The organism is Variovorax paradoxus (assembly GCF_009498455.1).
Taxonomy (GTDB): Bacteria; Pseudomonadota; Gammaproteobacteria; order Burkholderiales; family Burkholderiaceae_C; genus Variovorax; species Variovorax paradoxus_H.
This window is the reverse complement of the sequence record NZ_CP045644.1, coordinates 4,464,312-4,490,357: the sequence shown is the minus strand read 5'-3', so window position 1 is coordinate 4,490,357 and position 26,046 is coordinate 4,464,312. Positions and strand designations below refer to the sequence as shown.

The following is a 26,046-nucleotide window of genomic DNA, read 5'->3' as shown; positions in this document are numbered from 1 at the left end:
AGTGAACTCGGGGCGCACCCGACGCGTCGCTTCTCACGCGACGGTTTTTGGCGAGCCGCCCGCCCGGTAGTTCCCCGGCGTCACGCCGAAGCAGCGGCGGAACCAGCGCGAGAAATGCGCCTGGTCGGCAAAGCCGCATTGCGCGGCCACCTCGGCCGGCCCGTGGCCTTCGCGCAGCAGCACCTTGGCGCGGGCGATGCGCGCCAGCCGCGCGTACTGGGCCGGCGCCATGCCGACCGCCGCGCGGAACAGGCGATGGAAGTGCTCGCGCGACAGGCCGAGCCGTTCGGCCAGCGACGCGGGCTCGATGCGGCAGGCGTCTTCGGTCGCGAGCAGGTCGCACACGGCCTCGACGCGCGCATCGCCCGCTGTGCGTGCGACCGCCACGAGCGGGTCGGTCGTCTGCGTGCGGAAGATGGTGTCGAGCAGCCCGCCGACCCGCGCGCCGTTGGCCGCCGACGCCGCCTGCGCGAGCGCATCGACGGTCGCTTCGTCGCGCCAGACGTCCTGCCGCAGCGACCCGCGCCGGTCCACCGGCCAGCCCCTGCGCGCCGCCACCCAGGCGTGCGGCACGTACAGCATCACCATGCGAAAGCCTTGGGCGCTCACGCCGGCCGTGTGCAGCGCGAACGGCGGCATCAGCACCGACTCGCCCGCTTGCGCCGAGCGGGGCGCGCCCGCGCAGACGAACTCGCAGCGGCCCTCGAGGATCGCGCCCACGCTCCACTCGGCATGCCAGTGCAGCGCGAAGTGCGCCTTGGGATCGCCCGCGAACATCACCTCGACCGGCGTGCCGTCGCTCAACGGCAGGCCGATCACGTGCGAGGTCGTCGGGGCGGGGAGCGTCATGGCCCGCCGAGGGTAGCGCAGCCGCCCGCAAGAGGCGGCGCCCTCATCACACCGCGATCGCGCCGCGCACCGTGAGGCCCATCCAGCCTGCGCTGGCCTGCGTCGTTTGCACGGGGCCGAGCAGCGCGAGTTCCTCGACCGGGTGCTCGTGGAAACGCAGCGTGGCTTCGCCCTGCACCCAGCCTGTTTCGACACGGTCGATGATGTCGGCGCGCAGGTAGCGCGGCACGGCGACGCTGCCGGCTTGCGTCAGGTCGGGCCAGCCGATGGCCCCGATCGTCGGTGCAGCGAGAAAGCCGAGCGGCCCGCTCGCCTCGCCCGACAGCTTGACCGTGGCATCGACGAGTCGACGCTCCTTCACGCTGAGGCTCGCACCGAGCCGGCTGCCGGCCGCCATCGGCGCGGCGGCCGGATGGATCAGCGGCAGGCTGCGCGTGAGCCAGGTCTGGCCGATCTTCTTGGGCCAGCCCTGCAGCCAGCCGCGCAGCATCGAGATGTCCTGGTCGACGTAGATGAGCGGACAGTAGAAGCAGCGGCGCGAGGTATCGCCGCGCGCCGGTTCGATCTCGAGCACGACGATGGTCTCGCGGTACTGCGCATACACCGGGTCGAGCATTTCGCGTCCGTCGTCGCCGCACGATTGCCAGTCGGCGAAATGCACGCAGCCGTGGCCCGTGGCCACGCCGACGTCCGGCGGCACCAGCGCCGCGCCGCGTGCGGCATCGAACGAGAAACCCACGTTGACCAGCCACCCGGCGTAGTGCCACGGCGGCGCCTGCACGAGCGCGCTGCGGCCCGAAGCGGTGAAGGGCGCAGCGAAAGAAGACCAGGAAGAAAGCGGCATCGAACAACCTGTCGTAGCGGAGTCAAAGAAGCCCCGCACGATAGGCACCGCCCGCGCCCGCGTCTTGTACGCCAGTGATGCGCTGCACAAACCCGCGTGTCGTGGGCACGGGGGACACCATGTGGCGGCGTTGTCCGACTCCGCGCCGCCGCCGTGTCGAGACAATGGGGCGGCCTGGCAGAGGCGCCCCGCGCGCACAGGCCACGCATTTCATTTCCAGGCTCCGCACCGATGACCCGCATCTACCTCATAGAAGACAACCCCCTGATCGCCACCACCCTGACCGATGGACTGCGGGAATTTTCCGGATGCGAAGTCGTCGCCACCGCCAGCACCTGCGACGAAGCGATCGATTGGCTCGAATCGAACCCCGATGGCTGGGACGCTGCCGTGATCGACATGTTCCTGGCGCAAGGCAACGGCCTGACCGTTGCGAACCACCTGAAGGAACGCAAGTCACCCGCACAGCGCACGGTGGTGTTCATGAACCACGCGACCTCCGAGGTGCGCGAAGGTGCGCTGTCGGCGGGCGTCGATGCGGTGTTCGACAAGTCGCTGCAGCTCGAAGATTTCTACGAGTTCTGCCGCAAGCTCGGCATCCAGACGCGCCGCTGAACGGCTACGCGCTGGCCGCGCGAATCGACTCGGTCAGCAAGCCCCGGCCCTTCTTCAACAACCGCTCTGGACGGATTGCGAAACTCCACCGCCACCATCGCGCCAGCCGTCGGCCAGCGCGGCATCGGGCGCCGTCGTTTCGTGGGTGGTCATGAGGGTGTCGTGGCTCATTCGCCGAGCGCATCGAGGTCGCCCATCACGCGGCGTTCCAGGATGTCGCTGGCACGGCTCAGGTGGGCGTGCATGTGCTTGGCGGCGACTTCGAGCTTGTTCTCCTCGACCGCGTCGAGGATCTGCAGGTGCTCGCGGCACGACTTGCGCAGCAGGTCGATGTTCACGAGCGGGTAGTCCGACAGATCGGAGATGCGGCGCAGCCGGTTCTGCTGCTTCACCGCATCGAGGATGAAGCGGTTGCCCGAGGCGCTGGCCAGCAGCTCGTGGAACTGCGCGTTGGCCTCGAAGAACTCCATCCACGAATGGCGCGAGGCGTGCGCGAGCAAGGTCTGCTGTTGCTCGCGGCAGGCCAGCAGCCGCTCGTGCTCGACCTTGAAACCCGGCTCGCGCAGCGACGCGCATTCCACCACCAGCCGAAAGCGGTAGCTCTCGCGCTCGCTCTCGACCGAGTCGAGGGTTTCGGTGAACTCCCAGCGCTGGTAGTGGCGGCCGCGCAGCACGCCGTCCTGCAGCAGCGTGGTCATCACGTTGCGCAGCAGCGGGCGCGGCACGCCGTAGGTCTGGGCCAGCTCGAGCTCGTTGACGCGCGTCGGCAGCTTGCCCGCGAGGCGGTCGCGCAGCACGCGGTAGTAGAGCGTTTTCTCTTCGTCTTCCGGCATCTCGCGGCGTGCGCGGTCGAGCGCCTCGCGGTCGGCCACCAGCGTGTAGCCGCGGTTGGGCACGTGCGCCAGCAGCGCACGCTCGTGCAAGAGGCGCAGCGCGGCGCGCACCGGCGTGCGCGAAATGCCGAGCCGGCCGGCCAGGTCGGTCTCGGTCATGTGGCGGCCGTTCTCGTAACCGCCGGCCAGGGCCTGGTCGAGGATGTAGCGGCTCACGCGCTGGGTGAGCGGCGGGACCGACTTGTTGTCCATCTGCGTCTGCATCTGCTGCTGCGGGGCCATCCATGGGTCTCCGGAAACACGGGCTGGGTGCCGATCATCGCGGGTTCTTTGTATTTTTGGGCCGAAAAAACCATGTACATCCCGCGCCAAAAATACAATTTGGATTTCAAGATCGGCCCCACGCCGACCCGGCCGACGGGTCGTTTCCCAAGGAGAAAAACACCGTGGCTTCCGCCGATACCCTGACAACGCCACCCGGTTCGCTCGACGCGTTCTGGATGCCCTTCACGCCCAACCGCAAGTTCAAGCAGGCGCCGCGCCTCATCGTCGGCAGCGAGGGCCTGTACTACGACCTGGCCGACGGCCGCCGCGTGCTCGACGCCATCGCCGGCCTGTGGTGCGTGAACGCCGGGCACCGCAACCCGCGGGTCAGCGCGGCGATGAAGACGCAGATCGACGTGCTCGACTACGCCTCCAACTTCCAGATCGGCCACCCCGCCGCCTTCACGCTGGCACAGCGCCTCACGCAGATGGCGCCGGCCGGCATGGACCACGTGTTCTTCACCAACTCGGGCTCGGAGTCGGTCGACACCGCGCTGAAGATCGCGGTGGCCTACCACCGGGCGCGCGGCGACGCGGGGCGCTACCGGCTCATCGGGCGCGAGCGCTCGTACCACGGCGTGGGCTTCGGCGGCATCTCGGTGGGCGGCATCGGACGCCAGCGCAGCACCTTCGGGCCGCTGCTCAACGGCGTGGACCACCTGCCGCACACGCTCGACCTGGCGCGCAACGCCTTCTCGCGCGGCGAGCCGGCGCACGGCATCGACAAGGCCGACGCGCTCGAAGCGCTGGTCTCGCTGCACGACGCATCCACCATCGCCGCCGTGATCGTCGAGCCCGTGGCCGGCTCCACCGGCGTGCTGCCGCCGCCGCGCGGCTACCTCAAGCGCCTGCGCGACATTTGCGACAAGCACGGCATCCTGCTGATCTTCGACGAGGTCATCACCGGCTTCGGGCGCGTGGGCCGCAACTTCGCGTCCGACCTGTTCGGCGTGACGCCCGACCTCATCACCACCGCCAAGGGCCTGACCAACGGCGCCGTGCCGATGGGCGCGGTGCTTATGCGCGGCGCGGTGCACGACGCCTTCATGCAGGGCAGCGTGAGCGCGGTCGAACTCTCGCACGGCTACACCTACTCGGGCCATCCGCTGGCCTGCGCCGCCGCCCTGGCCACGCTCGACGCCTACACCGAAGACGGCCTCATCGCCCGCGCCGCCGAGCTGTCGCCCTACTTCGAAGACGGCCTGCACAGCCTGCGCGGCCTCCCGGGCGTGATCGACGTGCGCAACGTCGGCCTGCTGGCCGGCATCGAGTTGCAAGGCTGGGCCTCGGGCCCCGGCACGCATGCGCAGGCCGTGGCGCAACATTGCCTGGACGAAAGCGGCGTGCTGGTGCGCTCGGTGGGCGACACCATTGCGCTGTCGCCGCCGTTCACGCTGGAGCGCCGGCACATCGACCAGATCATCGACAGCCTGCGCGCCGCCATCGCGCAGACCGCACAAGCCACCGACACCGCGGCCTGAGCACCTCGCGCCGCACGCACAGACAGACAAGAGAAGCCCGGAGAAGACACACCATGGACATCGAATCGTTCCCCCTCTACGACATCGAAGGCGACGCACACCAGCGCGGGCGCCAGTACGGCCGCGCCGCCGGCGACCGCATCGACCTGAGCCTGCGCACCTACCGCGCCGCCTTCGAGCGCGTGGGCCTGAACTGGGATCGCACGCGCGCACTGGCACGCCGCTTCATGCCGATGGTCGAGGCCTTCGACGCCGGCATGCTGCGCGAGATCGAGGGCGTGGCCGAAGGCGCGGGCGTGCCGGCCGAGGACATCGTGGCGCTCAATGCGCGCAGCGAAATGCTCTACGCCTTCCAGCAGCTCGAAGCGACCGAGCCGCCCGACGGCTGCACCGGCGTGGTCGTCATGCCCTCGGCCGCGCGCGACGGCAAGCTCATCCACGCGCAGAACTGGGACTGGCGCGTCGAAAGCCTCGAACTCGGCGTGGTGCTGCGCATCCAGCCCGACGAAGGCCCGGCCATGCTGACCTTCGCCGAGGCCGGCACGCTGGCACGCGCGGGCCTCAACAGCGCGGGCATCGCCGTCACCGGCAACTTCATCAAGGCCGACAACGACGGCAAGCAGCAAGGCGTGCCGCTGGCGCTGATCCGCCGCGGCATCCTGCAGTCGACGCTGTACGCCAACGCGCTGGGCGTGGTCTGCCGCAGCGCGCGCTCGATCTCCAACAACATGATCATCACGCACGCCGAGGGCGAGGCCGTGAGCCTGGAGACCTGCCCCGAGCAGGTGTTCTGGCAGCAGCCCGAAGGCGGCATCCTGGTGCACGCCAACCACTTCAAGACCCCGGCGGCGCTGGCGCGCGTGGTCGACCGCAGCCTGGAGACCACGCCCGATTCGCTCTACCGCGACCGCCGCGTGACCGAGGCGCTGCACAACAAGCGCGCAGCCGGTTTGCTCACCGAACAGGACGTGCTCGACGCGCTGCAAGACCGCTTCGGCGCGCCGCGCGCCGTGTGCCGCAGCCCGAGCGCGGGCCCCGGCGGTGCCTCGTCGGCCACCGTGGCGACCATCGTCATGGACCCGGCGGCACGAAAGATGCGCATCGCGCCGGCGCCCTTCAAGGCGCACCGCTTCACCGAGTATTCCCTCTGATCCGCCCGCCCCGCCCAGCCATCGCCAGGAGTGTTGCCATGAACCTGCCCACGCCCCCGTCCCTCCCTCCGCTGCGCGCGCCGCCGCCGCACTGGCCCTTGGCCTCGGCCTGGCCGCCAGCGCGGCCTTTGCCCAAGCGCCGGCTGGTGCCGGCCAGACGATGCGGATCCAGATCAACTCCGACATCCGCTCCACCGATCCCGGAGGCAACCGCGACGACAACACCGACAACGTGCTCATCCACGTGGTCGAAGGCCTGGTCGCGCTGCGCGAAGACACCTCGGTCGGCCCGATGCTCGCGAGCAAGGTCGACACCTCGGCCGACGGCCTGACCTACACCTTCACGCTGCGCGACGGCGTGAAGTTCCAGAACGGCGCGGTGCTCACCGCCGACGACGTGGTGTGGAGCTGGCAGCGCTACCTCAAGCCCAACAGCGGCTGGCGCTGCCTGCCCGAGTTCGACGGCAAGGGCATGACCAAGGTGCTCGCGGTGGAAGCACCCACGCCGAAGACGGTGGTGTTCAAGATCGAGCGCCCGAGCGCGCTGTTTCTCACGATGATGGCGCGCCCCGACTGCGGCGGCGCCGCCATCCTGCATCGCAGCTCGCTCGGTGCCGACGGCCAGTGGAAGGAGCCCGTGGGCACCGGCCCCTACAAGATCAAGGAGTGGAAGCGCGGCCAGTACATCGAGCTCACGCGCTTCGACGGCTACAGCGCGCGCCCCGAAGCGCGCGACGGCCTCACGGGCGGCAAGAAGGCCGAGATCGAGAACCTGCGCTTCGTCGTCATTCCCGACTCGGCCGCGGCCAAGGCGGCGCTCTACAGCGGCGGCATCGATGCCTTCATCAGCCCCAGCCCTGCCGACGTGGTCGAGATGCGCGGTCGCAGTGACGTGCGCGTCGACACCACGCCGGTGATGACCATGGTGGCGCTGCTGCTGCAGACCACCGACCCGCTGCTGAAAGACGTGCGCATCCGCCGTGCACTGGCCTTGGCGCTCGACACGCCCGAAATCGCCAAGACGGTCACCGAGGGCCTGTCGGCTGTCAACAACTCGGTCGTGCCTTCGTCCAGCCCGTTCTACAGCGCCGTGCAGGCCGGCGGCTACAAGCGCGACATCGCCGGTGCGAAGAAGCTGCTGGCCGAAGCCGGCTACCGCGGCCAGCCGATCAAGCTCGTCGCCAACAAGCGCTACGAGGCGCTGTACTCGGCCGCCGTGCTGGTACAGGCCATGGCCTCCGAGGCCGGCATCAACGTCGAACTCGAAGTGCTCGACTGGGCCACGCAGCTCGACCGCTACACCAAGGGCCAGTACCAGAGCATGGCCTTCATCTACTCGGCGCGCATCGACCCCTCGCTCAACTACGAGATGGTGTCCGGCGACAAGGCCGCGCAGCCGCGCAAGGTGTGGGACAACCCCGCCGCGCAGACCCGGCTCACCGAGAGCATGGTCTCGCGCGACAAGGCGCGCCGCCAGGTGCTGTTCGACGAGATGCACAAGCAGATGCTGCAGGACGTGCCGATGGTCGTGCTCTTCAACGCCAGCGACGCCACCGCCATGCGCAAGAGCGTGACCGGCTTCAAGGGCTGGGCGCCGGCCAAGCCGCGGTTCTGGAACGTCCGGCTCGACGCGCGCGGCTGACGGGGCGCCGCCGCCATGCTTGCCTACCTCTTGCGCCGGATCGCCATGACGGCCCCGACGCTGCTGCTGGTGTCGATTGCCGTCTTCACGCTCATGCGGCTGATTCCGGGCGACCCGGTGCAGCTCATGCTCGGCGAAGGCGCCGACCCCGCGCAGCTCGAACTCGCACGCCAGCAGATGGGGCTCGACCAACCCCTGGTCACCCAGTACTTCGTGTGGCTGCGCCAGGCGCTCACCGGCGACCTGGGCGTGTCGACCACCAACGGCCTGGCGGTGCTGCCGCTGATCTGGGAGCGCTTTCATGTGAGCGCCGTCATCGTGCTCACGGCCGTGGCGCTGGCCTCGCTGATCGCCGTGCCCGCCGGCCTCGTCGCCGCCTGGCGAAAAGACCGGCCGACCGACCTCGCCATCATCGGCGCGGCCACGCTCATGCTGTCGGTGCCGAGCTTCTGGCTCGGCCTGCTGCTGTTGATGTTCTTCGGCCAGTACCTGCACTGGCTGCCGGTGGTGGGCTACGTGCCCATGTCGGAAGACTTCTCGCAGGGCCTGCTGTACGTGATCCTGCCGATCGTCACGCTGGTGCTGGTCGAGACCGGCGTGCTCACGCGCATGTCGCGCGCCAGCACCATCGAAGTGCTGCGGCTCGAATACGTGACGCATGCGCGCGCCAAGGGCGTGCCCGAGTCGCAGGTGCTGCGCCGCCACGTGCTGCCCAACGCCTTCAACCCCACGCTCACCATGATCGGCCTCATCCTGGGCCATCTGCTGAGCGGCATCGCGGTGCTCGAAACGGTGTTCACCCTGCCCGGCCTGGGTCGCCTGATGATCGATTCGATCTTCGCGCGCGACTACCCGGTGCTGCAGGGCTGCCTGCTGTTCACGGCCTGCATCTACGTGGTCATCAACCTGATCGTGGACATGTGCTATCCCCTCTTCGATCCCCGGGTGTCGGTGCAGTGAAAAAGATCAAGACCCATACCCTCGTGGGCGGCGTGCTCATCGGCGTGCTGCTGGTGCTGGCACTGGTGGCCGCGCTGTGGACGCCCTACAACCCGCTGGGCATCGACCTGCGCGGCAAGCTGCAGCCGCCGTCGATGGCGCACTGGCTGGGCACCGACGAGTTCGGGCGCGACGTGGCCAGCCGCGCCATGCGCGCGGCTTCCACCAGCTGCCTCATCGCATTGCTCACCGTGGCGCTGGCCACCGCCATCGGGCTCGTGATCGGCGTGGTCGCCGGCTTCGTGCGCGGCTGGACCGACCGCGTGCTCATGGCCTTCAACGACACGCTGCTGGCCTTTCCGGGCCTGCTGCTGGCGCTGGGCGTGATGGTGATCGTGGGCGCCAACCAGTGGGGCATCGTGCTCGCGCTGAGCATGGCGTATGCGCCCTCGGTGGTGCGCGTGGTGCGCGGCACCGTGCTGTCGCTGCGCGAGCGCGAATACGTCGAGGCTTCGCGAATGATTGGCAACGGCGAGATCTACACCATGTGGCGCCACATCCTGCCCAACTGCGTGGCGCCCGTCGCCGTGCTGGCCACCAGCATGTTCGGCTGGGTGCTGCTGTCGGAAAGCGCCCTGAGCTTCCTCGGCCTGGGCGTGCCGCCGCCCGCGCCCACCTGGGGCAACATGCTCTCCAGCGCACGCCCCTACATGGCCTCGGCCGTGTGGCTGTGCCTGGTGCCGGGCCTGTGCATCGCGCTCACGCTGCTGGGCATCAACCTCTTGGGCGAATCGCTGCGCGACCGGCTCGATCCGCGCACGGAGAAGTCATGACCCATCCCTCTACTTCCGCAGCACCCGTGCTCTCCGTGCGGCACCTGAAGATCGACCTGCACGGCGGCGCCCAGACGCTGGTGCACGACCTCTCGTTCGACGTGCGACCCGGCGAGTTCCTTGCCGTGGTGGGCGAATCGGGCAGCGGCAAGACCATGGCCGCACGCGCCATCCTGCAGCTGCTGCCGCCCGGCATCGCGCAAAGCGGCGGGCAGATCGTGTTCGACGGCGAAGACCTGAGCACGCGCGACGTGAAAGCCATGCGCCCGATTCGCGGGCCCGGCATCGGCATGGTGTTCCAGGAGCCGATGGTCTCGCTCAACCCGGTGCACCGCATCGGCGAGCAGATGGCCGAGGGCCTGCGCATGCACACCCAGCTGTCGGCCGCGGAGATTCGCGCGCGCTGCCTCGACATGCTGCGCCGCGTGCAGATCGCCGACCCCGAGCGCTGCATGCACGCCTACCCGCACGAGTTTTCAGGCGGCATGCGCCAGCGCATCATGCTGGCCAGCGTGATGCTGCTCAAGCCGCGCTTGCTGATTGCCGACGAGCCGACCACCGCGCTCGACACGCTGAGCCAGCGCGAAGTGCTCGACCTCATGGTCGGCCTCGCGAAGGACCAGGGCACGGCCGTGCTGCTCATCACGCACAACCTCGGGCTCGTCGGACGCTATGCGCAGCGCGCCATCGTGCTGGAAAAAGGCCGAATGGTGGAGACGGGTGACGTGCCCGCCATCCTCGTCGACCCGAAGCAGCCCTACACGCGCAAGCTGGTCGACGCCCTGCCGCGCCGCCAGGCCGCGAAGCCGGCGCCGGCCATGCAGCAGCAGCCGCTGGTGCAGGTGCGCGGCCTGTGCGTGAGCTACCCCGGCCCGCGCGCCGGCTTCTTCAAGCGCCATGCGCCGCTGCAGGTCATCGACCAGCTCGACCTGGACATCCACCCCGGCGAGATGGTCGCGCTGGTGGGCGGCAGCGGCTCGGGCAAGACCACGCTGGGCCGCGCCATCCTGCGGCTCGCGCCGTCGCACGCGGGGCAGATCCTGTTTCGCGGCGACGACGTGCGCAGCGCCGACCGCGCCGCGCTGCACCGCTTCCGGCTCGCCTGCCAGCTGGTGTTTCAAGACCCGTTCTCGTCGCTCGACCCGCGCATGCGCGTGCAGGAGATCGTGGCCGAGCCGCTGCGCCACCTGCCCGCGCTCGATGCCACCGCGCGCGTGAAGCGCGTGCACGAAACGCTCGACGAAGTGGGCCTGGACGGCCTGGGCGCGCGCTACCCGCACGAGCTCTCGGGCGGCCAGCGCCAGCGTGTGGCGATTGCACGCGCGCTGGTGCGCCGGCCCGCCTTCGTGGTGGCCGACGAGCCCGTGTCCGCGCTCGACATGACCATCCAGGCGCAAGTGCTGCGCCTCTTTCAGAGCCTGCAGGCGCACCACGGCTTTGCGTGCCTGTTCATCAGCCACGACCTGGCGGCCGTCGAGCAGATCGCCGACCGCGTCGTCGTGATGGAGCGCGGCCGCATCGTCGAGCAAGGCCCGCGCGATGCCGTGTTCGACCAGCCGAGCCATGCGTACACGCGGGCGCTGCTGGCGGCCACGCCACGGCCGCTCGCGTCGCTGGACGAAGCTGTCTCCCGTCCGCGCGAGAAAGTGTTTGCGTGAAGCGCTGGAACGGTGGGGCGATCCGCAGGGCGTTGCCGTGGCCGGGGCTCATGCGGCAGCAGATGCTGGTGAGCTGATTCGCGGCGGCACAATCGTGCGCGTGCCACGCCTACTTCACCTCCTGATCGCCGGCCTCGCGCTCGCGTCCTCCTTCGCCCATGCCGCCGACCCGGTGCTGCTCGTCACCTCGCCCGTCGCGCTGCAGGCCGCCGAGAAATCCGGCGCCGGTTTCGGCCGCTGGTTCAACGTGCCCTCTGCTGCGAGCGGCATCGCCACCAATCAAGCGCTCGTGCGCTCGCCGGCCTGGCAATCGATCGCCGATCCGCTGAAGGGCAGCCTCGCCGCCCTGCAGCGCCGCGACCCGCAAGCCGGCGTCGGCATCGCACGCTACCCGCACCGGATCTTCGACGCGCGCTGGCTTGCCAGCCCCGACGCCTTCTTCGAACTGGTCGGCGTCGCCAACCGCATGGACCGCCGCCCCTTCCAGCCCGGCGCCTGCGGCGAGACACGGCTCGTGTACCGGCTCGCGTACCGCTCGGCCGCGATGCAGTCGCGCCTGCCGATGACCGTCGCCGTCGAACTGCGCGGCGATGCACCCGATGCCGATGGCAGCTGCGCCAGTGCCGCGCGACGCTGGCAACCACCGCAAGCGTCGATGAAAGACGAAGCCCTCGGCCGCTGGCTCGTGTCGGCCGACGGCCCGCTCGCGCCGCAGCAGCTTGCGCAGGCCCGCATCGCGCAGGTGACGACCAACCTGCAGAGCGTGCGCTGGCCCTCGGCCGTGCGGCCCGACCTCGGCGGCCATGCCGAGTACCTGCTGCGCGCCTTCCGCTGGAACGCGGGCGCGCAGCGCTTCGACGCAGGCCCGTTGGAGAACACGCCCGACATCGCGAAGCTCAAGGCCGACGTGCCGCTGCGCAAGGCGCTGCTGCAATGGCTGCAGCAGCCCGACACGCTGCGCGCGCTCGACAGCGCCACCGTGCGCATCCCCGATCGTTTTCTGGCGACCGAGTCTGTCTCCGTCGCGCCGCGTGGGCTTGAGCGCCTGGCGAACCGCCCCTTCGAACAGCTGTTCGCGCCCGGCGACTGGCAGCCCGTGCCCGGCAGCCGCACGCTGCAGTCACCGCAGGCCGTGCTGCGCCGGCTCGATGACCTGAGCTGCGCGGGTTGCCACCAGAGCCGCGCGGTCGCGGGCTTTCACCTGCTGGGCCTGGACCGGCGCGGCGCCTCGCGCACCTTCACGACCGGCAACGCCCTCGCGCTGCCGCACTCGCCGCATCTGCAGGATGAACTGGCGCGGCGCGAACGCTATGTGAAGGCGGCGCTGACAACGCCCGTGCCCGACCCGTTCCGGCCACTGGCCGCGCCAGACGATTCGAATGACGCGCCCGAGAAGGCCACCGTGGGCGCGAGTTGCGAGCCCACGCGCATCACCGCATCGGCCGACCCGTGGCGTGATCGCGCGCAGAAACTGCCGCGCACCGCAGCCACGACTTGCGAGGGCGCGGATTCGGTGTGCGAGAAAACCTCGGTCGGCTTCCCCGGTGGCATGTGCTCGGGCCGCTGCGATCCGAAAGACCCGAACGGCACCTGCGGGGGCATCGCCATCCTCAGCGACTTCAACCAGTGCCTGGCGGCGAAGCAGCCGTTTGGCGATTGCCTGAGCAAGCACACGCGACCGGGGAATCTGCGCAGTTGCTCGGCGCAGAAGCCTTGTCGTGAGGACTACATCTGCGCGCAGGCGGAGGGGCAGCCGGAAGGACGCGGGGCGTGCATTCCGCCGTACTTTCTGTTCCAGATGCGGGTGGATGGGCATTCTTGATTTGAGGGAGGGCTGCGCTTCGTTGGAGGCCGATGCCCTCACCCCAACCCTCTCCCAGAGGGAGAGGGAGTAAGACGGGCTTGTCCGTGTTGTCCCCTCTCCCCTTGCGGGGAGAGGGTTAGGGTGAGGGCCGACGGCCCATCAACCTCGCGGGGCCTCAACCTTCGTCTTCGTACCACCGGTCCTTCGCGAGCATCACCCGGTGATGCCCACACCCCGACGGCATCATCGGAAAACAGTTCTCCTGCGCCGCCACCTGCACGTCGAGAAAGAACGGCCCCTTGCTCTCCAGGCATTCGGCCAGCGCCTCTTCCAGCTCCGCCGGATCGGACACCCGCCGCGCCCCCCACCCAAAAGCCTTCGCCAACGCCACGAAATCAGGCAGCGCCTCGTTCCAGCTGTGGCTCAGCCGATTGCCGTGGTTCAGTTCCTGCCACTGGCGCACCATGCCCATGTAGCCGTTGTTGCTCAGCACCAGCTTCACCGCCGTGCCGTGCTGCATCGCCGTCGACAGTTCCTGGATGTTCATCAGCACCGACGCATCGCCGCTCACGCACACCGTGAGCGCATCAGGGTGCGCGATCTGCGCGCCGATGGCCGCGGGCAGCCCATAACCCATGGTGCCGGCACCGCCCGAGGTGAGCCAGTGGCGCGGGCTGTCGAAGCGCAGGTACTGCGCGGCCCACATCTGGTGCTGGCCCACGTCGGTCGAGACGATCGCATCGCGCCCCGCGATGGCCCGCTGCAGTGACGACATGAGGTGCTGCGGCAGGATTTCTTCGGTCGACGGCGTGAAAGCCAGGCAGTCTTCGGCGCGCCAGCGCCCGATGCGCGCCCACCACGGCGCCAGCCGCTCGGGCGCAAACTCTTTAGGCAGCAGCCCCAGCAGCGCTTCGACGATGGCGCCGCAGTCGCCCACCATCGGCACGTCGACGTGCACCACCTTGTTGATGCTGCCGGGGTCGATGTCGATGTGGATCTTGCGGGCGTGCGGACAGAACTCGTCGAGCTTGCCCGTCACGCGGTCGTCGAAACGCGCGCCCACGCACACCACCAGGTCAGCCTCGTGCATCGCGAGGTTGGCTTCGAGCATGCCGTGCATGCCCAGCATGCCGACGAACTTCGGATCGGACGCGGGGAACGCGCCCAGCCCCATCAGCGTGAGCGTGCACGGCGCGTGCAGCCGGTGCACGAGCTGCGTGAACGCCTCGCAGGCCGCCGGCCCCGAGTTGATGAGCCCGCCGCCGCCATAGAGCACCGGCCGGCGCGCGGTCGAGATCAGGTCGGCGGCGCGCTGCAGCATCGCCCGCGGCGGCAGCGGCGCGCGGCCCGTGCGCAGGGCGCGCAGCGGTGTCGGCGCGCTGCCGTGCGTGAGGCGCATGAGCTGGATGTCCTTCGGCACGTCGAGCAGCACCGGGCCGGGACGGCCGGTGGTGGCGATGTCGAGCGCGCGGCGCACCAGCGCGGGCACGTCGTCGGCCGCGCGCACCTGCCGGTTCCACTTGGTCACCGGGCGCGACATGCCCAGCGCATCGCTTTCCTGGAAAGCCTGCGTGCCGATCACCGCCGTCGCCACCTGCCCGCTGATGCACAGCACCGGCACCGAATCGCTCATGGCGTCGAGCAGCCCCGTGATCGTGTTGCCCACGCCCGGCCCCGACGTGACCAGCACCACGCCCACGCGGCCCGTGCTGCGCGCATAGCCCTCGGCCGCATGCACTGCCGCCTGTTCGTGGCGCACCAGCACGTGGCGCAGCCGCGGTTCGCCGTGCAGCGCGTCGTACAGCGGCAGCGCCGCGCCGCCGGGGTAGCCGAAGATCGTGTCGACGCCGCACGCGACCAGCGTGTCGAGCAGCGCTTCGGCGCCGTTGCGCACGCGGGGTGGGGTCTCGGTCTCGGGCAGGTCCGGCGAGAGGGAGGGCGAGGATGTGGGGGGAAGGTCGAGCAGTCGCATGCCGTCAATTCTTCCGCTCTTGAGGCAGAATTTGCTTCTTTCTTTTGGCTGTTTAAGCTCGAAACATGAAAACCAATCGCCAAACATCGTCAGACAACGAAGGATCTTTCGACAAGACCGATCTGGCGATCCTGCGGGTGCTGCTGCTCGACTCGCGCAAGACCCTGCAGGAGATCGGCAACGAGGTCGGCCTGTCGCCCACCAGCTGCTGGACGCGCATCAAGAAACTCGAGGCATCGGGCGTCATCAAGCGCTACACCGTCGACATCGACCCGGCCAAGCTGGGGTACCACGACTCGGTCATCGTGCAGGTCACGCTCGAGAGTCACACCGACGAAACCCTGTACGACTTCGGCCGCACCCTCGCCACCATTCCCGAGATCCAGGAGGCCTACCTCGTGTCGGGCGACTACGACTACTACATCCGCATCGCCGTGCGCGACACGCGTGACTACGAGCGGCTGCTGCGCGAGAAGCTCTACAAGATTCCTGGCATTCGGCACAGCAAATCGCACTTCGTGCTGCGCGTGTTGAAGGAAGCGACGGTGCCGCTGATCTGACGGCGCTCTGCTCTTCTCTTTCTGCCCGCCACGTCACTTATCCGCGCGATTCGAGACTTACTGGCGCATTCGGTCCACCAGCGTGCGCCGCGCTTCTCTACAGTGGATGCCCCTGTCATCCGACGCCCCGCTGTGTGGGCAAGGAAAGCAGGACTGCTTCGCCTCGCGGCGGGTCATCGATGTGGCAATGCATATCGATGCGAACGCGAGGCACAAAAGGCGACGGCCAGGGTGCTGACACACCCTGACCGTCTAACCACAAGTCGTGCCAACACTTTCGAAAAGGAGCACACCAAATGGCTACTTCAACTATAGCCCGGCCTCGCACGCCGGCATCCCCCGACACCGCCTGCGGGCCCACCCCGTCGGACCTCCTCGAAAACAAACTCGCGCAACTGAACTCGCTGCTGTGGTGCTGCCACGGCGACGGCAACCGATGGTTCGAAGATGCGGGGCCGGAGCATCTGGACAACGTGTTGTGGATCGCGGCGGAGCTGGCTCGGGATGCGATGGGGTTGTTTCAGGCGTGTGAGGTGGGGAGAGCTGCGCAGAGGTGATGCGGGCGATGGCAAAAAGGGGACGGCGCACGTGCAGCCATGCGCCATTTCGCTTGGCCGTCCGCCACCTCTTGCCCCGAGAAGCGCTCCCCGGGCTGCGAGAGAATCTAAAAATGGATCAAGCCACCCACCACAAGATTGCCTCCTTCATCCTGGCAGCCGAAGGCCCGCTCGATGGACTGCTGATGGGCTCGAAGGCATGAGCAAGACGACCAAGCCAACGCGCCGCGCGGTGGCCGCGAGTTCAGAGGCTGCCTTCGGCGAGGTGGTCCTGTTGATCCAGGGGGCGCGACAGCGCGTGGCCAAGGTGGTCAACGCCGAAGTGATCGAGCTCTATTGGCGCATTGGCCAGTATCTGCATCAACGCATCGAAGCCGATGGCTGGGCCAAGGGAACCGTGGAGCAACTGGCGGCCTACATCGCCCAGCGGGAGCCAGGCCGGCGCGGCTTTTCAGCCCAGAACCTGTGGCGCATGCGGCAGTTTTTTCAGGCGTATCCGCCGGGGTCAAAACTCTCAACACTGTTGAGAGAAATTCCGTGGTCCTCGCATTTGCACATTCTCAGTCGCACCAAGCGCGAGGAGGAACGCGAGTTCTACCTGCGCATGACGGCGCAGCAAGGCTGGCAGGTGCGTGAAGTGGCGCGGCAGATCGACAGCGGCCTGTTCGAGCGCGCCGTGCTCCACCCGCCCAAAGTCTCAACAGCGTTGAGAGAAATACAGCCGCAGGCTGCGCAGCACTTCAAGGACGCCTACCTGCTGGACTTTCTGGCCCTGCCAGACCCGCACTCCGAGGCCGAGCTGCACCGCAGCCTCTTGATGAACCTGGGCCGGTTCCTGACCGAGCTGGGGCGGGACTTCTGCTACATCGGCAGCGAATACCCGGTGCAGGTGGGCGCACAAGACTTTGCGTTGGACCTGCTGTTCTTCCATCGTGGCCTGAACTGCCTGGTGGCCATCGAGTTGAAGGTCACCGCCTTCGAACCCGAGCATCTGGGCAAGCTGAACTTCTACCTGGAAGCCCTGGACCGCGATGTGAAGAAGCCGCACGAGAACCCGGCCATCGGCCTGCTGCTGTGCGCCAGCAAGGACAGCGAGGTGGTGGAGTACGCGCTGAGCCGCACACTCTCGCCTGCGTTGGTGGCGCAATACCAGACGCAGCTGCCAGACAAGCAGATGCTGGCGGCGAAGTTGCATGAGTTTTATGCGTTGAGTGCGCCGGATGAAGTGGATTCAGTGACGCGCAAAAAGAAGGATGGTCGAGCGTGATCGGAGAACCCAAGCATCGAACGCTGATTGCCCTGAGCGGACTGCCCGGCACAGGCAAGACCACCATCGCGCGCGAACTCGTGGCGCGTGTTCCTTCGGTGTACCTGCGCATCGACGCTATCGAACACGCGCTGAAGACTGCGAGTGAAAACGCTGAAGACGTGGGCCCGGCGGGCTATGTCGTCGCGTACGCACTGGCTCGGTCCAACCTCTCACTCGGCATGGCCGTAGTTGTGGATTGCGTCAACCCGCTGTCGGTCACGCGTGAAGCGTGGCGTGCCGTGGCGACGGAGACGTCATCGCATCTGGTGGAGGTTGAAGTCGTGTGCTCTGACGTTGCGGAACACCGCCGACGCGTGGAGAGCCGGGAGGCCGACATTGCGGGCTTTGCGTTGCCGAGCTGGGAGGCTGTGCTTCGGCATGACTACGAGGCTTGGGGCACGGAGCGCTTGGTGGTTGATTCGGCGCTTGTGAGTGCGGGTGAGGCGGCGGACTTGATCTGGCGGCGAGTGCGTGAGCGGTAGATCGATGCGGTCCCGTTTCGTCGATGCCTTTCTGGGCGCCATCGTGCTCGGCCCCTGGGCGGCGATGTTTGCCTATCTGGGCCTCGCACCGCTTGCCGCCTACTGGCTCGACGGCACTAAACATCGAACGGGACCCGGACGCGGCGCCTCGTATTGGTGGAGCTTCTCGGAGGCCGTGAGCGCTCAGTACCCGGTTCTCACGTGGCTGCTGGAACTCAGGAGCCATGTCGTTTTGTGGAGCTGCCTGGCTGGCATGGTGATCGGGCCGGTGGTTGCGTGGATGATGAGCAGCCGCTTGAACCGCATGCGTCGCGGCATCCGTCTGTGAATGGGAACCAGCGAGCTTCAATGAACCCAACTCTGCGCGCCGCCCTCGACTCGGATTGCGAGTTTGCGTTCGATACCAAGCGACAGGCACTCGGCCCCTACGTTGCTGCGCGATGGGGATGGGATGACGACTTCCAGCGGAACCTGCATCTGAGCAGATGGCGAGAGCGCCCGTGGTCGGTCATTCTCAAAGGTGCAACGCCGGTCGGCACGATCGCCACATGGGAGGTCGATGGTCACCGCCGGATTGGCGATTTCTACGTCTTGCCGGCCTTTCAGCGCGCGGGCATTGGTTCAGCGGTGCTTCGTCATCAGCTGGAGCAGGCTGACCGAAACAACCAAACGGTGCGACTGGAGCATCTGAAGTGGAACCCGGTGGGAGCGCTCTACGGGCGTCATGGGTTTGTGCACGAGAGCTCCAACGACACGCATTGCTTTTTGGTTCGTTGGTCAGCCGCTCGATCTCGATGAGGCTGGTCGACGGTCGCGCTCGGCCCCATCGGATCGACGGACTGACTTCCGTCATCGGCCACATGGCCTTCGTTTAAGCTCAAGCGACAAAACTCTCTCAGAGGTTTCGCCATGCTCCAAATGCGCCCCGGGTGTGAATGCTGCAACCGAGACTTGCCGCCGGATTCAGCCGATGCCCGCATCTGTTCTTTCGAGTGCACGTTCTGCAGTGAATGCGCGAGCCAACGCCTCGCAGGCACATGTCCGAACTGTGGCGGAGAGTTGCTTCCGCGTCCGTCGCGGCCGGCGGCCAAGCTTGAGAAGTTTCCGGGGTCGACCACGCGGGTGTTCAAGCCTGAAGGTTGTGCTGCGGCATCGTGAAGTTCCGTCGTCACGGCATGTTCGTCGAACTGGAGGCTCGTGCAGGCGGCTCGGCGATACTTCCGGGCAACTTCGATACTTCGCTCCGACCAAACAAATGCGATTACTTGCAACTGTCAGTGCCTCGGTAAAGAGCGGTTCCTACGATGGAATGGCATACATCTACTGCCACGACCCGAAGCAGGACTATTGTTTCTCGCTAGCTCGTAGAGTCGACTCCAGTGACATCGAAGTGATGGTTGTTGACCAGGTAGTACATCGTGTCGACCGGTTGGAGGTTGCGCTTCACGCGTCTGGCTTTGTCGCAACGTTGAGCACGGAGGCGGCTTCGTTGCTCGATGGTCACTCGAAATATGAGATCGAGTTTCTGCCAGAAAACTGGAGCCGACAGAGTATTGAGGAAGCACTGGCCGCAATCCTCCGTGGGAAAGATGGCTTGACTGTGAGCGGCTGAGCAATCCGCCGCTCATAGACCTGAGCACCGTTCGGCCACAACCGGGCAGGTCCGACCGCTCTAGACTGAGCCCATGAATCAACGCGTGTTTCCCGATCCAGACCGATACGCCATTTGCCCACTGGAAGGCCCCGTCTTACCCTTCTACGACGGTGCATTTGAAGCCGCCTATGTGCTTCTTAGTCCGTTCATGCGTCCCAAGTCGACCACGTTCGACCTGACCAATGCCGCGCGGGAAGACTGGAGTGCGGACGAGCTTTGCCAAACATTTGAATCAGTCCGGTGGTCGCAGGTGCGTGACCTCTGTGGATTTCCTTCGATCGCGTCAATCGATGTGGCACTGAGGACAATGATCGGCGGCCTGAGAAAGGACTTTGCCGACGAGGAACTTGCCGACGTACTAGCGAATTCGCTGAGCCAGCACAGATTGCTTGCTCCTGTTGAAGGTCTTTTTCCAGAGTTGATTCAGGATCCGGTCCTGTCGTTCATACAGTCGCTCGCGCAGGAATGGCTTTGGGTGGGTGACGAGTTCTGCACTGAACGCAAGCTCTGCTGGATCGACGATCTAAAACCAGCAAGCGCCAAGGTCGCGCTCACGAGCGGAAGTGTGTTCACCCCAGACAAGGCCAACCTCTGGACTGCCCATTGGGACAGCCACTTCACAATTTTTTGCTCGTCGAGGCCGAACGTCGAACGCCTTGCCCGACATCCCACCCTGGAAGGTTTCGTGTGCGCTCCCGAAACCGAAATCTATTGGAGCGTGCAAAGCGTTTAGCGGCGACGAGTACGCAAGTGACTACGAACTTTTCCTTCTTCGTCGTTGAAGACGAACTGGCCGCCGGGCTGGTGAAGAACGCGCGCATCCAACTGTAGTTTGAACGCGCTGCCAATGGCCAGGTGATCGCGCTGGTGTTGTACGCAGGCGGCGAGTTCCGCATGCGGCGGACTACGAACTGAGTTCAGAGCCTCGCGGCGATTCATCGCTTTACCATTCCTGATTTTCCTTCGGGCTTTGCACGAACCCCACCTCAACCTACGAAAGAGCCGCTCATGACCGAGACCGCCAAGGTAAAAGGACCTGCCTCGTACTTCCCCTCCATCGAGAAGAACTACGGCCAGCCGATTTCGCATTGGATGGACATTCTTCAGGCTGCAGGACCTCTGAAGCATATGGAGCTTGTGAGCCAACTCAAGACCCAGCACAAGATGGGTCATGGGCATGCGAATGCGTTGGTTGCGGCGTTTCTTGCGAAGAAGTAGCGCTGGCTCTACCGCTCCTCAATGACACCCCAGAAGCAGCAGCTCGAACAGCATTTGGAGGATCGTGATCTCGTCTCGATCTACCGGACGGGCATCGACGATTCGCAAATCCAAGGCTTCGTGCTGGCGGTCTCGTCAGAACTGGTCCTGATTCAGTACGTCTACGACTTCCGACTGGACGGCCTGATGGCACTCAGAACCGAGGACATCACGCAGGTGGAATTGACGGCCACCAACAGCCTTCAGAAGCAGCTGATCTTCGAGGAAGGCTTGGGAGCGCAGGTGCCGTTTGGATTCGAGTTCGATGTGCGCAGTTGGCCCGCGTTGATTGCGCAGCTGAGCTTGCGTCACGCGCTGATGATCGTGGAATGCGAGGCCGGCGAACTCAACGAGTTCCTGATCGGGTGGGTCGTTCAGATCGAAGGCGATTCGCTGCAAATCGAGCATTTCACGGGGGCCGGCAACTGGGCAGACACACTCTCCGTGGTGAGCTACGGAGACATCACCTGCTGCCAAGTCGGCAACAACTACGCGAATGTCTATCAGCGCCACTTCGAGCGCCTTGCGGGTGCCCTTCACTGAAGGTCCCCGCCTGGCATGCGCCTCACCCCGAGCCAGGAGACACCATGCAGCTTCACACCGCCCGCATCTTCGTCAAAGACCTCGCTCTCGCCTCCCGCTTCTATGAAGAGACCCTCGGCCTGCCCCTGAAGGCCGACGGACGCGAACAGGGCTTCTGCGTGTTCGGCGCAGGTCCGATGAGCCTCGTGGTCGAACGTGTCGAAGCAGATGCCCCGCCAGAAGACCAGGCCCTGGTAGGCCGCTTCACAGGCCTGTCTTTCGACGTCGAAGACATCCAGTCGAAGTACACCGAACTCTCATCACTCGGCGTCGCCTTCAGCGGCCTCCCCGAGCCGCAGTCATGGGGCGGCATCCTCGCCACATTGCGCGACCCCGCCGGCAACGAGCTTCAACTGGTGCAGCAGCCCCGAACGTAGCCATGGGTGCGCAGCCGACATACAATGAGAATAATTCTTATTTGGATGGCCTGGCCACCGCACTACGTTCGCCATGGCCGCCGATCCCGCTCTGAACCCGCACATCCACACGCTCTATAGCGAGCACCACGGGTGGTTGCAGGGCTGGTTGCGCAGGAAGCTCGGCAATGCCTTCGATGCGGCAGACCTGGCACAAGACACCTTCCTGCGCATCCTCACCGCGCCAGACCACACGCCCGAGAAGCAGTGCGACTGGCAATTGCGGGAGCCGCGCGCCTACCTGACGGTGGTCGCCAAGCGGCTGCTGGCCAACCTGTACCGCCGGCGTTCGTTGGAGCAGGCCTACCTCGATGCGTTGAGCGCATTGCCCGAGCCGTTGGCGCCCTCGCCCGAGCAGCAGGCGATCATTCTCGAAACCCTGCAAGAAATCGACGCGATGCTCGACGGCCTGGCGCCGCCGGTGCGCCAGGCCTTCCTGATGGCGCAGCTCGAAGGGCTGGGCTATGCCGACATCGCGACGAAGCTGGGCGTGAGCGAACGCACGGTCAAGCGCTACATGGCCGAGGCCATGGCCCGCTGCATCCTGCTGGTCGCGTGACGGTGCAGCGCACGATGACGGTCGTGGTCGACAAGGCGGTCGCCCTGCAGGCGGCGCAATGGTTCTTCCTGATGCAGTCGGGCGAGGCCACGGCGGCCGATCGCACGCGATGGACGCGCTGGCGCGCGGCCGACCCCGCGCACGAAGCGGCCTGGCAGCGCGCCGAGCAGGTGAGCGGCAAGTTCGGCAGGCTGCCGGGCGCGCTGTCGATGCCGGTGCTGGGCCGCACGGTGCGAAGCGACCGCCGCGCGGCCGTCAAGGCGCTGGCCGTGCTGCTGACCGCGGCGCCCGCCGGCTGGCTGGCGTGGCGTGCGTCGCCGGCGCGCGAATGGCTGGCCGACCACCGCACCCCCACCGGCGAGCGCCGCGAACTGCGCCTGGCCGACGGCACGCGCATCCAGCTCAACACCGCGACCGCCATCGACGTGGCCTACGGCGCGACGCAGCGCCTGGTGCGGCTGCACGCGGGCGAAATACTCATCGAGACGGCGTCCGACGCAGTGCCCTCTTCCGACCCCGCCTACCGCCCCTTCATGGTCGAGACCGCGCAGGGGCGGCTGCGTGCGCTGGGCACGCGCTTCGTGGTCCGGCAGCACGAAGGCGATCGCAGCCACCTGACGGTGCTCGACGGCGCGGTCGAGATTCGCCCCGACGACGCGCGCAGCCTGACGGCAGTGGTGCGTGCCGGCGAGCAGGCCATGTTCTCCGCGAAGGCCGTCGGCGAGATCACGGCGGCAGATGCCGATGCCGACGATTGGTCGCGCGGTGTCTTGCGCGCCAGGAACATGCGGCTGCACGACTTTCTCGCCGAGCTGGGCCGCTACCGGCCCGGCGTGCTGCGCTGCGACCCGGCCGTGGCCGACCTGCGCGTGTCGGGCGTCTTCCAGCTGCGCGACACCGGCCCGGTGCTCGACAGCCTGCCGCAGGCCTTGCCGGTGGATGTGCTCTTTCGCACGCGCTACTGGGTCACGGTGGTCGCGCCGGGCGGTTGAGGCATCGGGTGGTGTCGGGTGGTGCCGGCGATTCCGGCCGCTGCGATTTTTTCTGTCGCGGCCTGTCCCCTTTTCTTTCCTCGCGTGTGAAGCCTTGAGGAACAGCAACTTCACACCCCTTGCAGGAGAGAAAAAAACCCATGGCCCGTCGCCGACCGTCCCCCCTTGATTCCGACGCCGTCTCGTTGCGTGCGCTGTCGCTCGCCGTGCATGGCGCGCTGTTCGCCATGGCGTGCGCCGCCGCCGGGACCGTCGCCGCGCAAACGCCGGGCGCGGCCAACGCACCGGCCACGCAGGCCGAAGCACGCAAGGCCTACAACATCGCACCCGGCCCGCTCGACGAGGCGCTGTCGAGCTTCGCCGCATCCGCCGGCGTGAGCATCACGATTCCGCCTGCGCTCGCGCAGGGCAAGCGCTCGCCCGGCCTGCAGGGCCCGCACGCCGTGGGCGAAGGCTTCGCGCAGCTGCTGGCCGGCTCAGGCCTCGAGGCGGCGGGCGGTGCAGGCGGCTCGTACGCGCTGCGTCGCTCGAGCATCGGCGGCCCTGCAGATACTGGTGCCGACGGCAGCACCACGCTCGCGCCGGTCACCGTCACGGCCGAGGCCGAGCGCAGCGCCACCACCGAAGGCACGCGCTCGTACACGGCGCGCGCGCTGACCATCGGCAAAGGCAAGCAGGCGCTCAAGGACATTCCGCAATCGGTCAGCGTGATCACGCGCCAGCGCATGGACGACCAGGGCCTGGTCGATCTGCGCGACGCGGTCAACAACGTCACGGGCGTGGTGGGCGTCAAGGGTGTGGGGCCGGGCATGATCCTCACGTCGCGCGGCTTCCAGATCGACGCCTGGCAGTACGACGGCGTACCGGTGCCGCGCAACATGTATTCGCTGGGCAACTGGGCCACCGAAGACACCGTGTTCTACGACCGCGTGGAAGTGCTGCGCGGTGCCTCGGGCCTGCTGCAGGGCACGGGCAGCCCGGGCGGCGCGATCAACCTCGTGCGCAAACGCGGCCAGCCCGAGAAGACGCTCACGCTCACCGGCAAGGCGGGCTCGTGGGACCACTACGGCGCGCAGCTCGACGCCGGCGGTCCGCTCAATGCCGAAGGCACGTTGCGCGGCCGCGTGGTGGTCGACGAGAACCGCAGCCACTCGTTCACCGACTACGTGTGGAGCAAGACGCGCTCGCTCTACGGCGCCATCGACTACGACATTTCTCCCGACACCACCATCGGCTTCGGCGTGAGCCACTCGCATGGCAAGGGGCGTCCGATGCTGCGCGGCTTTCCGCGCTATCCGGACGGCGTCGACATCGGCCTGCCGCGCTCCGTGTTCACCGGCGCCTTGTGGAACCACAGCGACGTCGAACAGGCCGCCGTGTATGTCGACGCCGAGCACCGCTTCAACGACAAGTGGAAGCTGAAGTTCTCCGCGCTCGGCATGAACGAAAAGAACAGTTCGCAGCACCAGCGCATGCACGGCGACGTGACGGCCGACGGCAGCGGGCTGGACTTCGCCGACTGGGACACCCTCTTCGATTCGCGCAAGCAGGGCTTCGACGTCTACCTGCGCGGGCGCTTCGACGCACTGTCGATGGAACACGACGTGACCCTCGGCGCCAACTACTCGAAGTTTGTGTCGACCGACCGGTATGCGCGCCGGTTCAGCGGCGGCGGCAACATCTTCGCCATCGACCACAACCGCCCGGCGCAGAACTACGACACCATCCTGGCCGCCGGCGGCGCGAAGAGCCACACGCACTACGACGTGCGGCAAAAGGGCATCTACGGCAGCTGGCGGGCCAAGCTGGCCGAGCCGCTTACGGCCATCGTCGGTGCGCGGCTGAGCTGGTACGACTACCTCTATTCGAGCCAGACCGCAGACATCCGGAGCACCGTCAGCACGTCGGCCGAAGTAACGCCGTACGTCGGCCTCGTGTTTGCGCTCAACAAGCAATGGTCGGCCTACGCAAGCTACACCGACGTGTTCGAGCCGCAGACCGAGCGCACCGTCTCGGGCGAAGGGCTCAAGCCCATCATCGGCAGCAACTACGAAGTCGGCCTGAAGGGCGAGCTGATGGACGGCCGCCTGAACACCTCACTGGCCGTGTTCCGCTACGACCACACCAACCGCGCCGTGACCGATCGCGACGGCGGCTTTGCCTGCGACGGCTGGTACTGCTCCAAGTCGTCGGGCAAGGTGCGCAGCCAAGGCTTCGAAGCCGAGGTCAGCGGCGAGGTCGCGCCGCGGCTGCAGCTCACGGCCGGCTACACCTACAACACCACCAAGTTCCTCGAAGACCCGGACAACAAGGGCCGGGTCTTCAGCCAGTGGACGCCCAAGCACATGCTGCGCGTGTGGAGCAACTACCAACTGCCCGGCGACTGGAGCCGGCTCAGCGTGGGCGGCGGCTTCAGCATCCAGAGCCACACGCTGGGCTACGACCGCACGTACAAGGTGCCCGGCTTCGCGGTGTGGAGCGCGCGCCTGGCCTACCAGCTGACGCCGGAGGTGGCGCTGGCCGTCAACATCAACAACATCTTCGACAAGCGCTACTACATCCCGGCCTACAACGAGACCAACGGGAACAACAACTACGGCGATCCGCGCAATGTGCTGTTCACGGTGAAGTACACGCCGAAGCTGTGAAGGTGGGAAAGGGGCACGCGGTCGGCGTCGCCCCTCTTTCTCGCGCTGCCAAAGCGCGGAAAATCTTCTCGTCATGAACTACAAC

The 26,046-nt window shown here is 67.0% G+C and carries 27 protein-coding genes; 22 read left to right on the top strand and 5 right to left on the bottom strand.

Annotated features, from left to right (window positions below; genetic code table 11):
• Positions 1 to 33 precede the first annotated feature (33 nt).
• Both GFK26_RS20650 and GFK26_RS20645 read right to left on the bottom strand, forming a co-directional pair.
• Positions 34 to 849: a helix-turn-helix transcriptional regulator gene (locus GFK26_RS20650; protein ID WP_153283622.1), complete on the bottom strand. Its 816-nt coding sequence runs from the start codon at positions 847 to 849 to the stop codon at positions 34 to 36.
• 46 nt (positions 850 to 895) lie between these two features.
• A complete protein-coding gene (locus tag GFK26_RS20645; RefSeq protein WP_153283621.1) occupies positions 896 to 1,693 on the bottom strand; it encodes an acetoacetate decarboxylase family protein in 798 nt (265 codons plus the stop codon).
• Positions 1,694 to 1,924: 231 nt separating this feature from the next.
• Here GFK26_RS20645 and GFK26_RS20640 point away from each other — a divergent pair, with 231 nt between their 5' ends.
• Positions 1,925 to 2,308, top strand: a complete 384-nt coding sequence (locus tag GFK26_RS20640; RefSeq protein WP_153283620.1) for a response regulator — start codon at positions 1,925 to 1,927, stop codon at positions 2,306 to 2,308.
• 167 nt (positions 2,309 to 2,475) lie between these two features.
• Here GFK26_RS20640 and GFK26_RS20635 read toward each other — a convergent pair whose 3' ends face one another.
• Positions 2,476 to 3,423, bottom strand: a complete 948-nt coding sequence (locus tag GFK26_RS20635) for a GntR family transcriptional regulator (RefSeq protein WP_153283619.1) — start codon at positions 3,421 to 3,423, stop codon at positions 2,476 to 2,478.
• A 164-nt stretch (positions 3,424 to 3,587) separates the two neighbouring features.
• Here GFK26_RS20635 and GFK26_RS20630 point away from each other — a divergent pair, with 164 nt between their 5' ends.
• The 7 genes from GFK26_RS20630 (at position 3,588) to GFK26_RS20600 (ending at position 12,991) form a co-directional block, all read left to right on the top strand.
• Positions 3,588 to 4,946: an aspartate aminotransferase family protein gene (locus GFK26_RS20630; RefSeq protein ID WP_228121720.1), complete on the top strand. Its 1,359-nt coding sequence runs from the start codon at positions 3,588 to 3,590 to the stop codon at positions 4,944 to 4,946.
• Positions 4,947 to 4,999: 53 nt separating this feature from the next.
• The gene (locus GFK26_RS20625; protein WP_153283618.1) at positions 5,000 to 6,097 is read left to right on the top strand and encodes a C45 family autoproteolytic acyltransferase/hydolase; all 1,098 of its coding nucleotides are present in this window, start codon (positions 5,000 to 5,002) and stop codon (positions 6,095 to 6,097) included.
• Positions 6,098 to 6,257: 160 nt separating this feature from the next.
• Positions 6,258 to 7,739 carry an ABC transporter substrate-binding protein gene (locus GFK26_RS20620; protein WP_153283617.1) on the top strand — a complete coding sequence of 494 codons (1,482 nt, stop codon included), beginning with the start codon at positions 6,258 to 6,260 and terminating at the stop codon, positions 7,737 to 7,739.
• Positions 7,740 to 7,754: 15 nt separating this feature from the next.
• Positions 7,755 to 8,699 carry an ABC transporter permease gene (locus GFK26_RS20615; RefSeq protein WP_153283616.1) on the top strand — a complete coding sequence of 315 codons (945 nt, stop codon included), beginning with the start codon at positions 7,755 to 7,757 and terminating at the stop codon, positions 8,697 to 8,699.
• The gene (locus GFK26_RS20610) at positions 8,696 to 9,511 is read left to right on the top strand and encodes an ABC transporter permease (protein WP_153283615.1); all 816 of its coding nucleotides are present in this window, start codon (positions 8,696 to 8,698) and stop codon (positions 9,509 to 9,511) included. The genes GFK26_RS20615 and GFK26_RS20610 overlap by 4 nt, the downstream gene beginning before the upstream one ends.
• Positions 9,508 to 11,169 carry an ABC transporter ATP-binding protein gene (locus GFK26_RS20605; RefSeq protein ID WP_153283614.1) on the top strand — a complete coding sequence of 554 codons (1,662 nt, stop codon included), beginning with the start codon at positions 9,508 to 9,510 and terminating at the stop codon, positions 11,167 to 11,169. Before GFK26_RS20610 ends, GFK26_RS20605 begins: the two co-directional genes overlap by 4 nt.
• 100 nt (positions 11,170 to 11,269) lie before the next feature.
• Positions 11,270 to 12,991 (top strand): hypothetical protein, encoded by a 1,722-nt coding sequence (locus GFK26_RS20600; protein ID WP_228121719.1) that lies wholly within the window; start codon positions 11,270 to 11,272, stop codon positions 12,989 to 12,991.
• A 157-nt stretch (positions 12,992 to 13,148) separates the two neighbouring features.
• On the opposite strand, the gene ilvB is transcribed toward GFK26_RS20600, so the two are convergent.
• Entirely contained in the window at positions 13,149 to 14,945 is a 1,797-nt protein-coding gene (gene ilvB, locus GFK26_RS20595; RefSeq protein WP_153283613.1) for a biosynthetic-type acetolactate synthase large subunit, read from the bottom strand.
• Between the two features lie 65 nt (positions 14,946 to 15,010).
• Here ilvB and GFK26_RS20590 point away from each other — a divergent pair, with 65 nt between their 5' ends.
• The 8 genes from GFK26_RS20590 (at position 15,011) to GFK26_RS20550 (ending at position 20,240) form a co-directional block, all read left to right on the top strand.
• Positions 15,011 to 15,505 (top strand): Lrp/AsnC family transcriptional regulator, encoded by a 495-nt coding sequence (locus GFK26_RS20590; RefSeq protein ID WP_175497044.1) that lies wholly within the window; start codon positions 15,011 to 15,013, stop codon positions 15,503 to 15,505.
• 756 nt (positions 15,506 to 16,261) lie between these two features.
• Positions 16,262 to 17,329, top strand: coding sequence for a PDDEXK nuclease domain-containing protein (locus GFK26_RS20580; RefSeq protein ID WP_153283611.1), 1,068 nt, complete (start codon positions 16,262 to 16,264; stop codon positions 17,327 to 17,329).
• Positions 17,326 to 17,853 (top strand): AAA family ATPase, encoded by a 528-nt coding sequence (locus GFK26_RS20575; RefSeq protein WP_228121718.1) that lies wholly within the window; start codon positions 17,326 to 17,328, stop codon positions 17,851 to 17,853. Before GFK26_RS20580 ends, GFK26_RS20575 begins: the two co-directional genes overlap by 4 nt.
• Positions 17,854 to 17,857: 4 nt before the next feature.
• Positions 17,858 to 18,181 (top strand): hypothetical protein, encoded by a 324-nt coding sequence (locus GFK26_RS20570; protein WP_153283610.1) that lies wholly within the window; start codon positions 17,858 to 17,860, stop codon positions 18,179 to 18,181.
• A gap of 20 nt (positions 18,182 to 18,201) precedes the next feature.
• Positions 18,202 to 18,651: a GNAT family N-acetyltransferase gene (locus GFK26_RS20565; RefSeq protein ID WP_153283609.1), complete on the top strand. Its 450-nt coding sequence runs from the start codon at positions 18,202 to 18,204 to the stop codon at positions 18,649 to 18,651.
• Positions 18,652 to 18,762: 111 nt separating this feature from the next.
• Positions 18,763 to 19,011, top strand: a complete 249-nt coding sequence (locus tag GFK26_RS20560) for a DUF1272 domain-containing protein (RefSeq protein ID WP_153283608.1) — start codon at positions 18,763 to 18,765, stop codon at positions 19,009 to 19,011.
• Between the two features lie 151 nt (positions 19,012 to 19,162).
• Complete coding sequence (locus tag GFK26_RS20555) at positions 19,163 to 19,465, top strand: hypothetical protein (protein ID WP_153283607.1); 303 nt, start codon at positions 19,163 to 19,165, stop codon at positions 19,463 to 19,465.
• Between the two features lie 73 nt (positions 19,466 to 19,538).
• A complete protein-coding gene (locus GFK26_RS20550) occupies positions 19,539 to 20,240 on the top strand; it encodes a DUF2711 family protein (RefSeq protein WP_153283606.1) in 702 nt (233 codons plus the stop codon).
• Here the strand turns inward: GFK26_RS20550 and GFK26_RS20545 are convergent.
• Positions 20,237 to 20,446 carry a hypothetical protein gene (locus tag GFK26_RS20545; protein ID WP_153283605.1) on the bottom strand — a complete coding sequence of 70 codons (210 nt, stop codon included), beginning with the start codon at positions 20,444 to 20,446 and terminating at the stop codon, positions 20,237 to 20,239. The genes GFK26_RS20550 and GFK26_RS20545 overlap by 4 nt on opposite strands.
• Before the next feature lie 69 nt (positions 20,447 to 20,515).
• On the opposite strand from GFK26_RS20545, the gene GFK26_RS20540 reads away from it, so the two are divergent.
• From GFK26_RS20540 to GFK26_RS20515, 6 genes are all read left to right on the top strand, one after another.
• Entirely contained in the window at positions 20,516 to 20,725 is a 210-nt protein-coding gene (locus tag GFK26_RS20540) for a DUF4287 domain-containing protein (protein WP_101489970.1), read from the top strand.
• Positions 20,726 to 20,746: 21 nt separating this feature from the next.
• The gene (locus tag GFK26_RS20535) at positions 20,747 to 21,307 is read left to right on the top strand and encodes a hypothetical protein (RefSeq protein WP_153283604.1); all 561 of its coding nucleotides are present in this window, start codon (positions 20,747 to 20,749) and stop codon (positions 21,305 to 21,307) included.
• A gap of 44 nt (positions 21,308 to 21,351) precedes the next feature.
• Positions 21,352 to 21,723 (top strand): VOC family protein, encoded by a 372-nt coding sequence (locus GFK26_RS20530; RefSeq protein WP_153283603.1) that lies wholly within the window; start codon positions 21,352 to 21,354, stop codon positions 21,721 to 21,723.
• 73 nt (positions 21,724 to 21,796) lie between these two features.
• Positions 21,797 to 22,321 carry a sigma-70 family RNA polymerase sigma factor gene (locus GFK26_RS20525; protein ID WP_153283602.1) on the top strand — a complete coding sequence of 175 codons (525 nt, stop codon included), beginning with the start codon at positions 21,797 to 21,799 and terminating at the stop codon, positions 22,319 to 22,321.
• Positions 22,318 to 23,313, top strand: coding sequence for a FecR domain-containing protein (locus GFK26_RS20520; protein ID WP_228121717.1), 996 nt, complete (start codon positions 22,318 to 22,320; stop codon positions 23,311 to 23,313). The genes GFK26_RS20525 and GFK26_RS20520 overlap by 4 nt, the downstream gene beginning before the upstream one ends.
• A gap of 140 nt (positions 23,314 to 23,453) precedes the next feature.
• Positions 23,454 to 25,961, top strand: coding sequence for a TonB-dependent siderophore receptor (locus tag GFK26_RS20515; protein WP_228121716.1), 2,508 nt, complete (start codon positions 23,454 to 23,456; stop codon positions 25,959 to 25,961).
• Positions 25,962 to 26,046 lie beyond the last annotated feature (85 nt).

Bases quoted from the DNA above. Each gene is read 5' to 3' on its own strand.
- GFK26_RS20650 (WP_153283622.1), bottom strand. From the start codon at position 849: ATGACGCTCCCCGCCCCGACGACCTCGCACGTGATCGGCCTGCCGTTG.
- GFK26_RS20645 (WP_153283621.1), bottom strand. From the start codon at position 1,693: ATGCCGCTTTCTTCCTGGTCTTCTTTCGCTGCGCCCTTCACCGCTTCG.
- GFK26_RS20640 (WP_153283620.1), top strand. From the start codon at position 1,925: ATGACCCGCATCTACCTCATAGAAGACAACCCCCTGATCGCCACCACC.
- GFK26_RS20635 (WP_153283619.1), bottom strand. From the start codon at position 3,423: ATGGCCCCGCAGCAGCAGATGCAGACGCAGATGGACAACAAGTCGGTC.
- GFK26_RS20625 (WP_153283618.1), top strand. From the start codon at position 5,000: ATGGACATCGAATCGTTCCCCCTCTACGACATCGAAGGCGACGCACAC.
- GFK26_RS20620 (WP_153283617.1), top strand. From the start codon at position 6,258: ATGCGGATCCAGATCAACTCCGACATCCGCTCCACCGATCCCGGAGGC.
- GFK26_RS20615 (WP_153283616.1), top strand. From the start codon at position 7,755: ATGCTTGCCTACCTCTTGCGCCGGATCGCCATGACGGCCCCGACGCTG.
- GFK26_RS20605 (WP_153283614.1), top strand. From the start codon at position 9,508: ATGACCCATCCCTCTACTTCCGCAGCACCCGTGCTCTCCGTGCGGCAC.
- ilvB (WP_153283613.1), bottom strand. From the start codon at position 14,945: ATGCGACTGCTCGACCTTCCCCCCACATCCTCGCCCTCCCTCTCGCCG.
- GFK26_RS20590 (WP_175497044.1), top strand. From the start codon at position 15,011: ATGAAAACCAATCGCCAAACATCGTCAGACAACGAAGGATCTTTCGAC.
- GFK26_RS20580 (WP_153283611.1), top strand. From the start codon at position 16,262: ATGAGCAAGACGACCAAGCCAACGCGCCGCGCGGTGGCCGCGAGTTCA.
- GFK26_RS20570 (WP_153283610.1), top strand. From the start codon at position 17,858: ATGCGGTCCCGTTTCGTCGATGCCTTTCTGGGCGCCATCGTGCTCGGC.
- GFK26_RS20565 (WP_153283609.1), top strand. From the start codon at position 18,202: ATGAACCCAACTCTGCGCGCCGCCCTCGACTCGGATTGCGAGTTTGCG.
- GFK26_RS20560 (WP_153283608.1), top strand. From the start codon at position 18,763: ATGCTCCAAATGCGCCCCGGGTGTGAATGCTGCAACCGAGACTTGCCG.
- GFK26_RS20555 (WP_153283607.1), top strand. From the start codon at position 19,163: ATGGCATACATCTACTGCCACGACCCGAAGCAGGACTATTGTTTCTCG.
- GFK26_RS20550 (WP_153283606.1), top strand. From the start codon at position 19,539: ATGAATCAACGCGTGTTTCCCGATCCAGACCGATACGCCATTTGCCCA.
- GFK26_RS20545 (WP_153283605.1), bottom strand. From the start codon at position 20,446: ATGAATCGCCGCGAGGCTCTGAACTCAGTTCGTAGTCCGCCGCATGCG.
- GFK26_RS20540 (WP_101489970.1), top strand. From the start codon at position 20,516: ATGACCGAGACCGCCAAGGTAAAAGGACCTGCCTCGTACTTCCCCTCC.
- GFK26_RS20535 (WP_153283604.1), top strand. From the start codon at position 20,747: ATGACACCCCAGAAGCAGCAGCTCGAACAGCATTTGGAGGATCGTGAT.
- GFK26_RS20530 (WP_153283603.1), top strand. From the start codon at position 21,352: ATGCAGCTTCACACCGCCCGCATCTTCGTCAAAGACCTCGCTCTCGCC.
- GFK26_RS20525 (WP_153283602.1), top strand. From the start codon at position 21,797: ATGGCCGCCGATCCCGCTCTGAACCCGCACATCCACACGCTCTATAGC.
- GFK26_RS20515 (WP_228121716.1), top strand. From the start codon at position 23,454: ATGGCCCGTCGCCGACCGTCCCCCCTTGATTCCGACGCCGTCTCGTTG.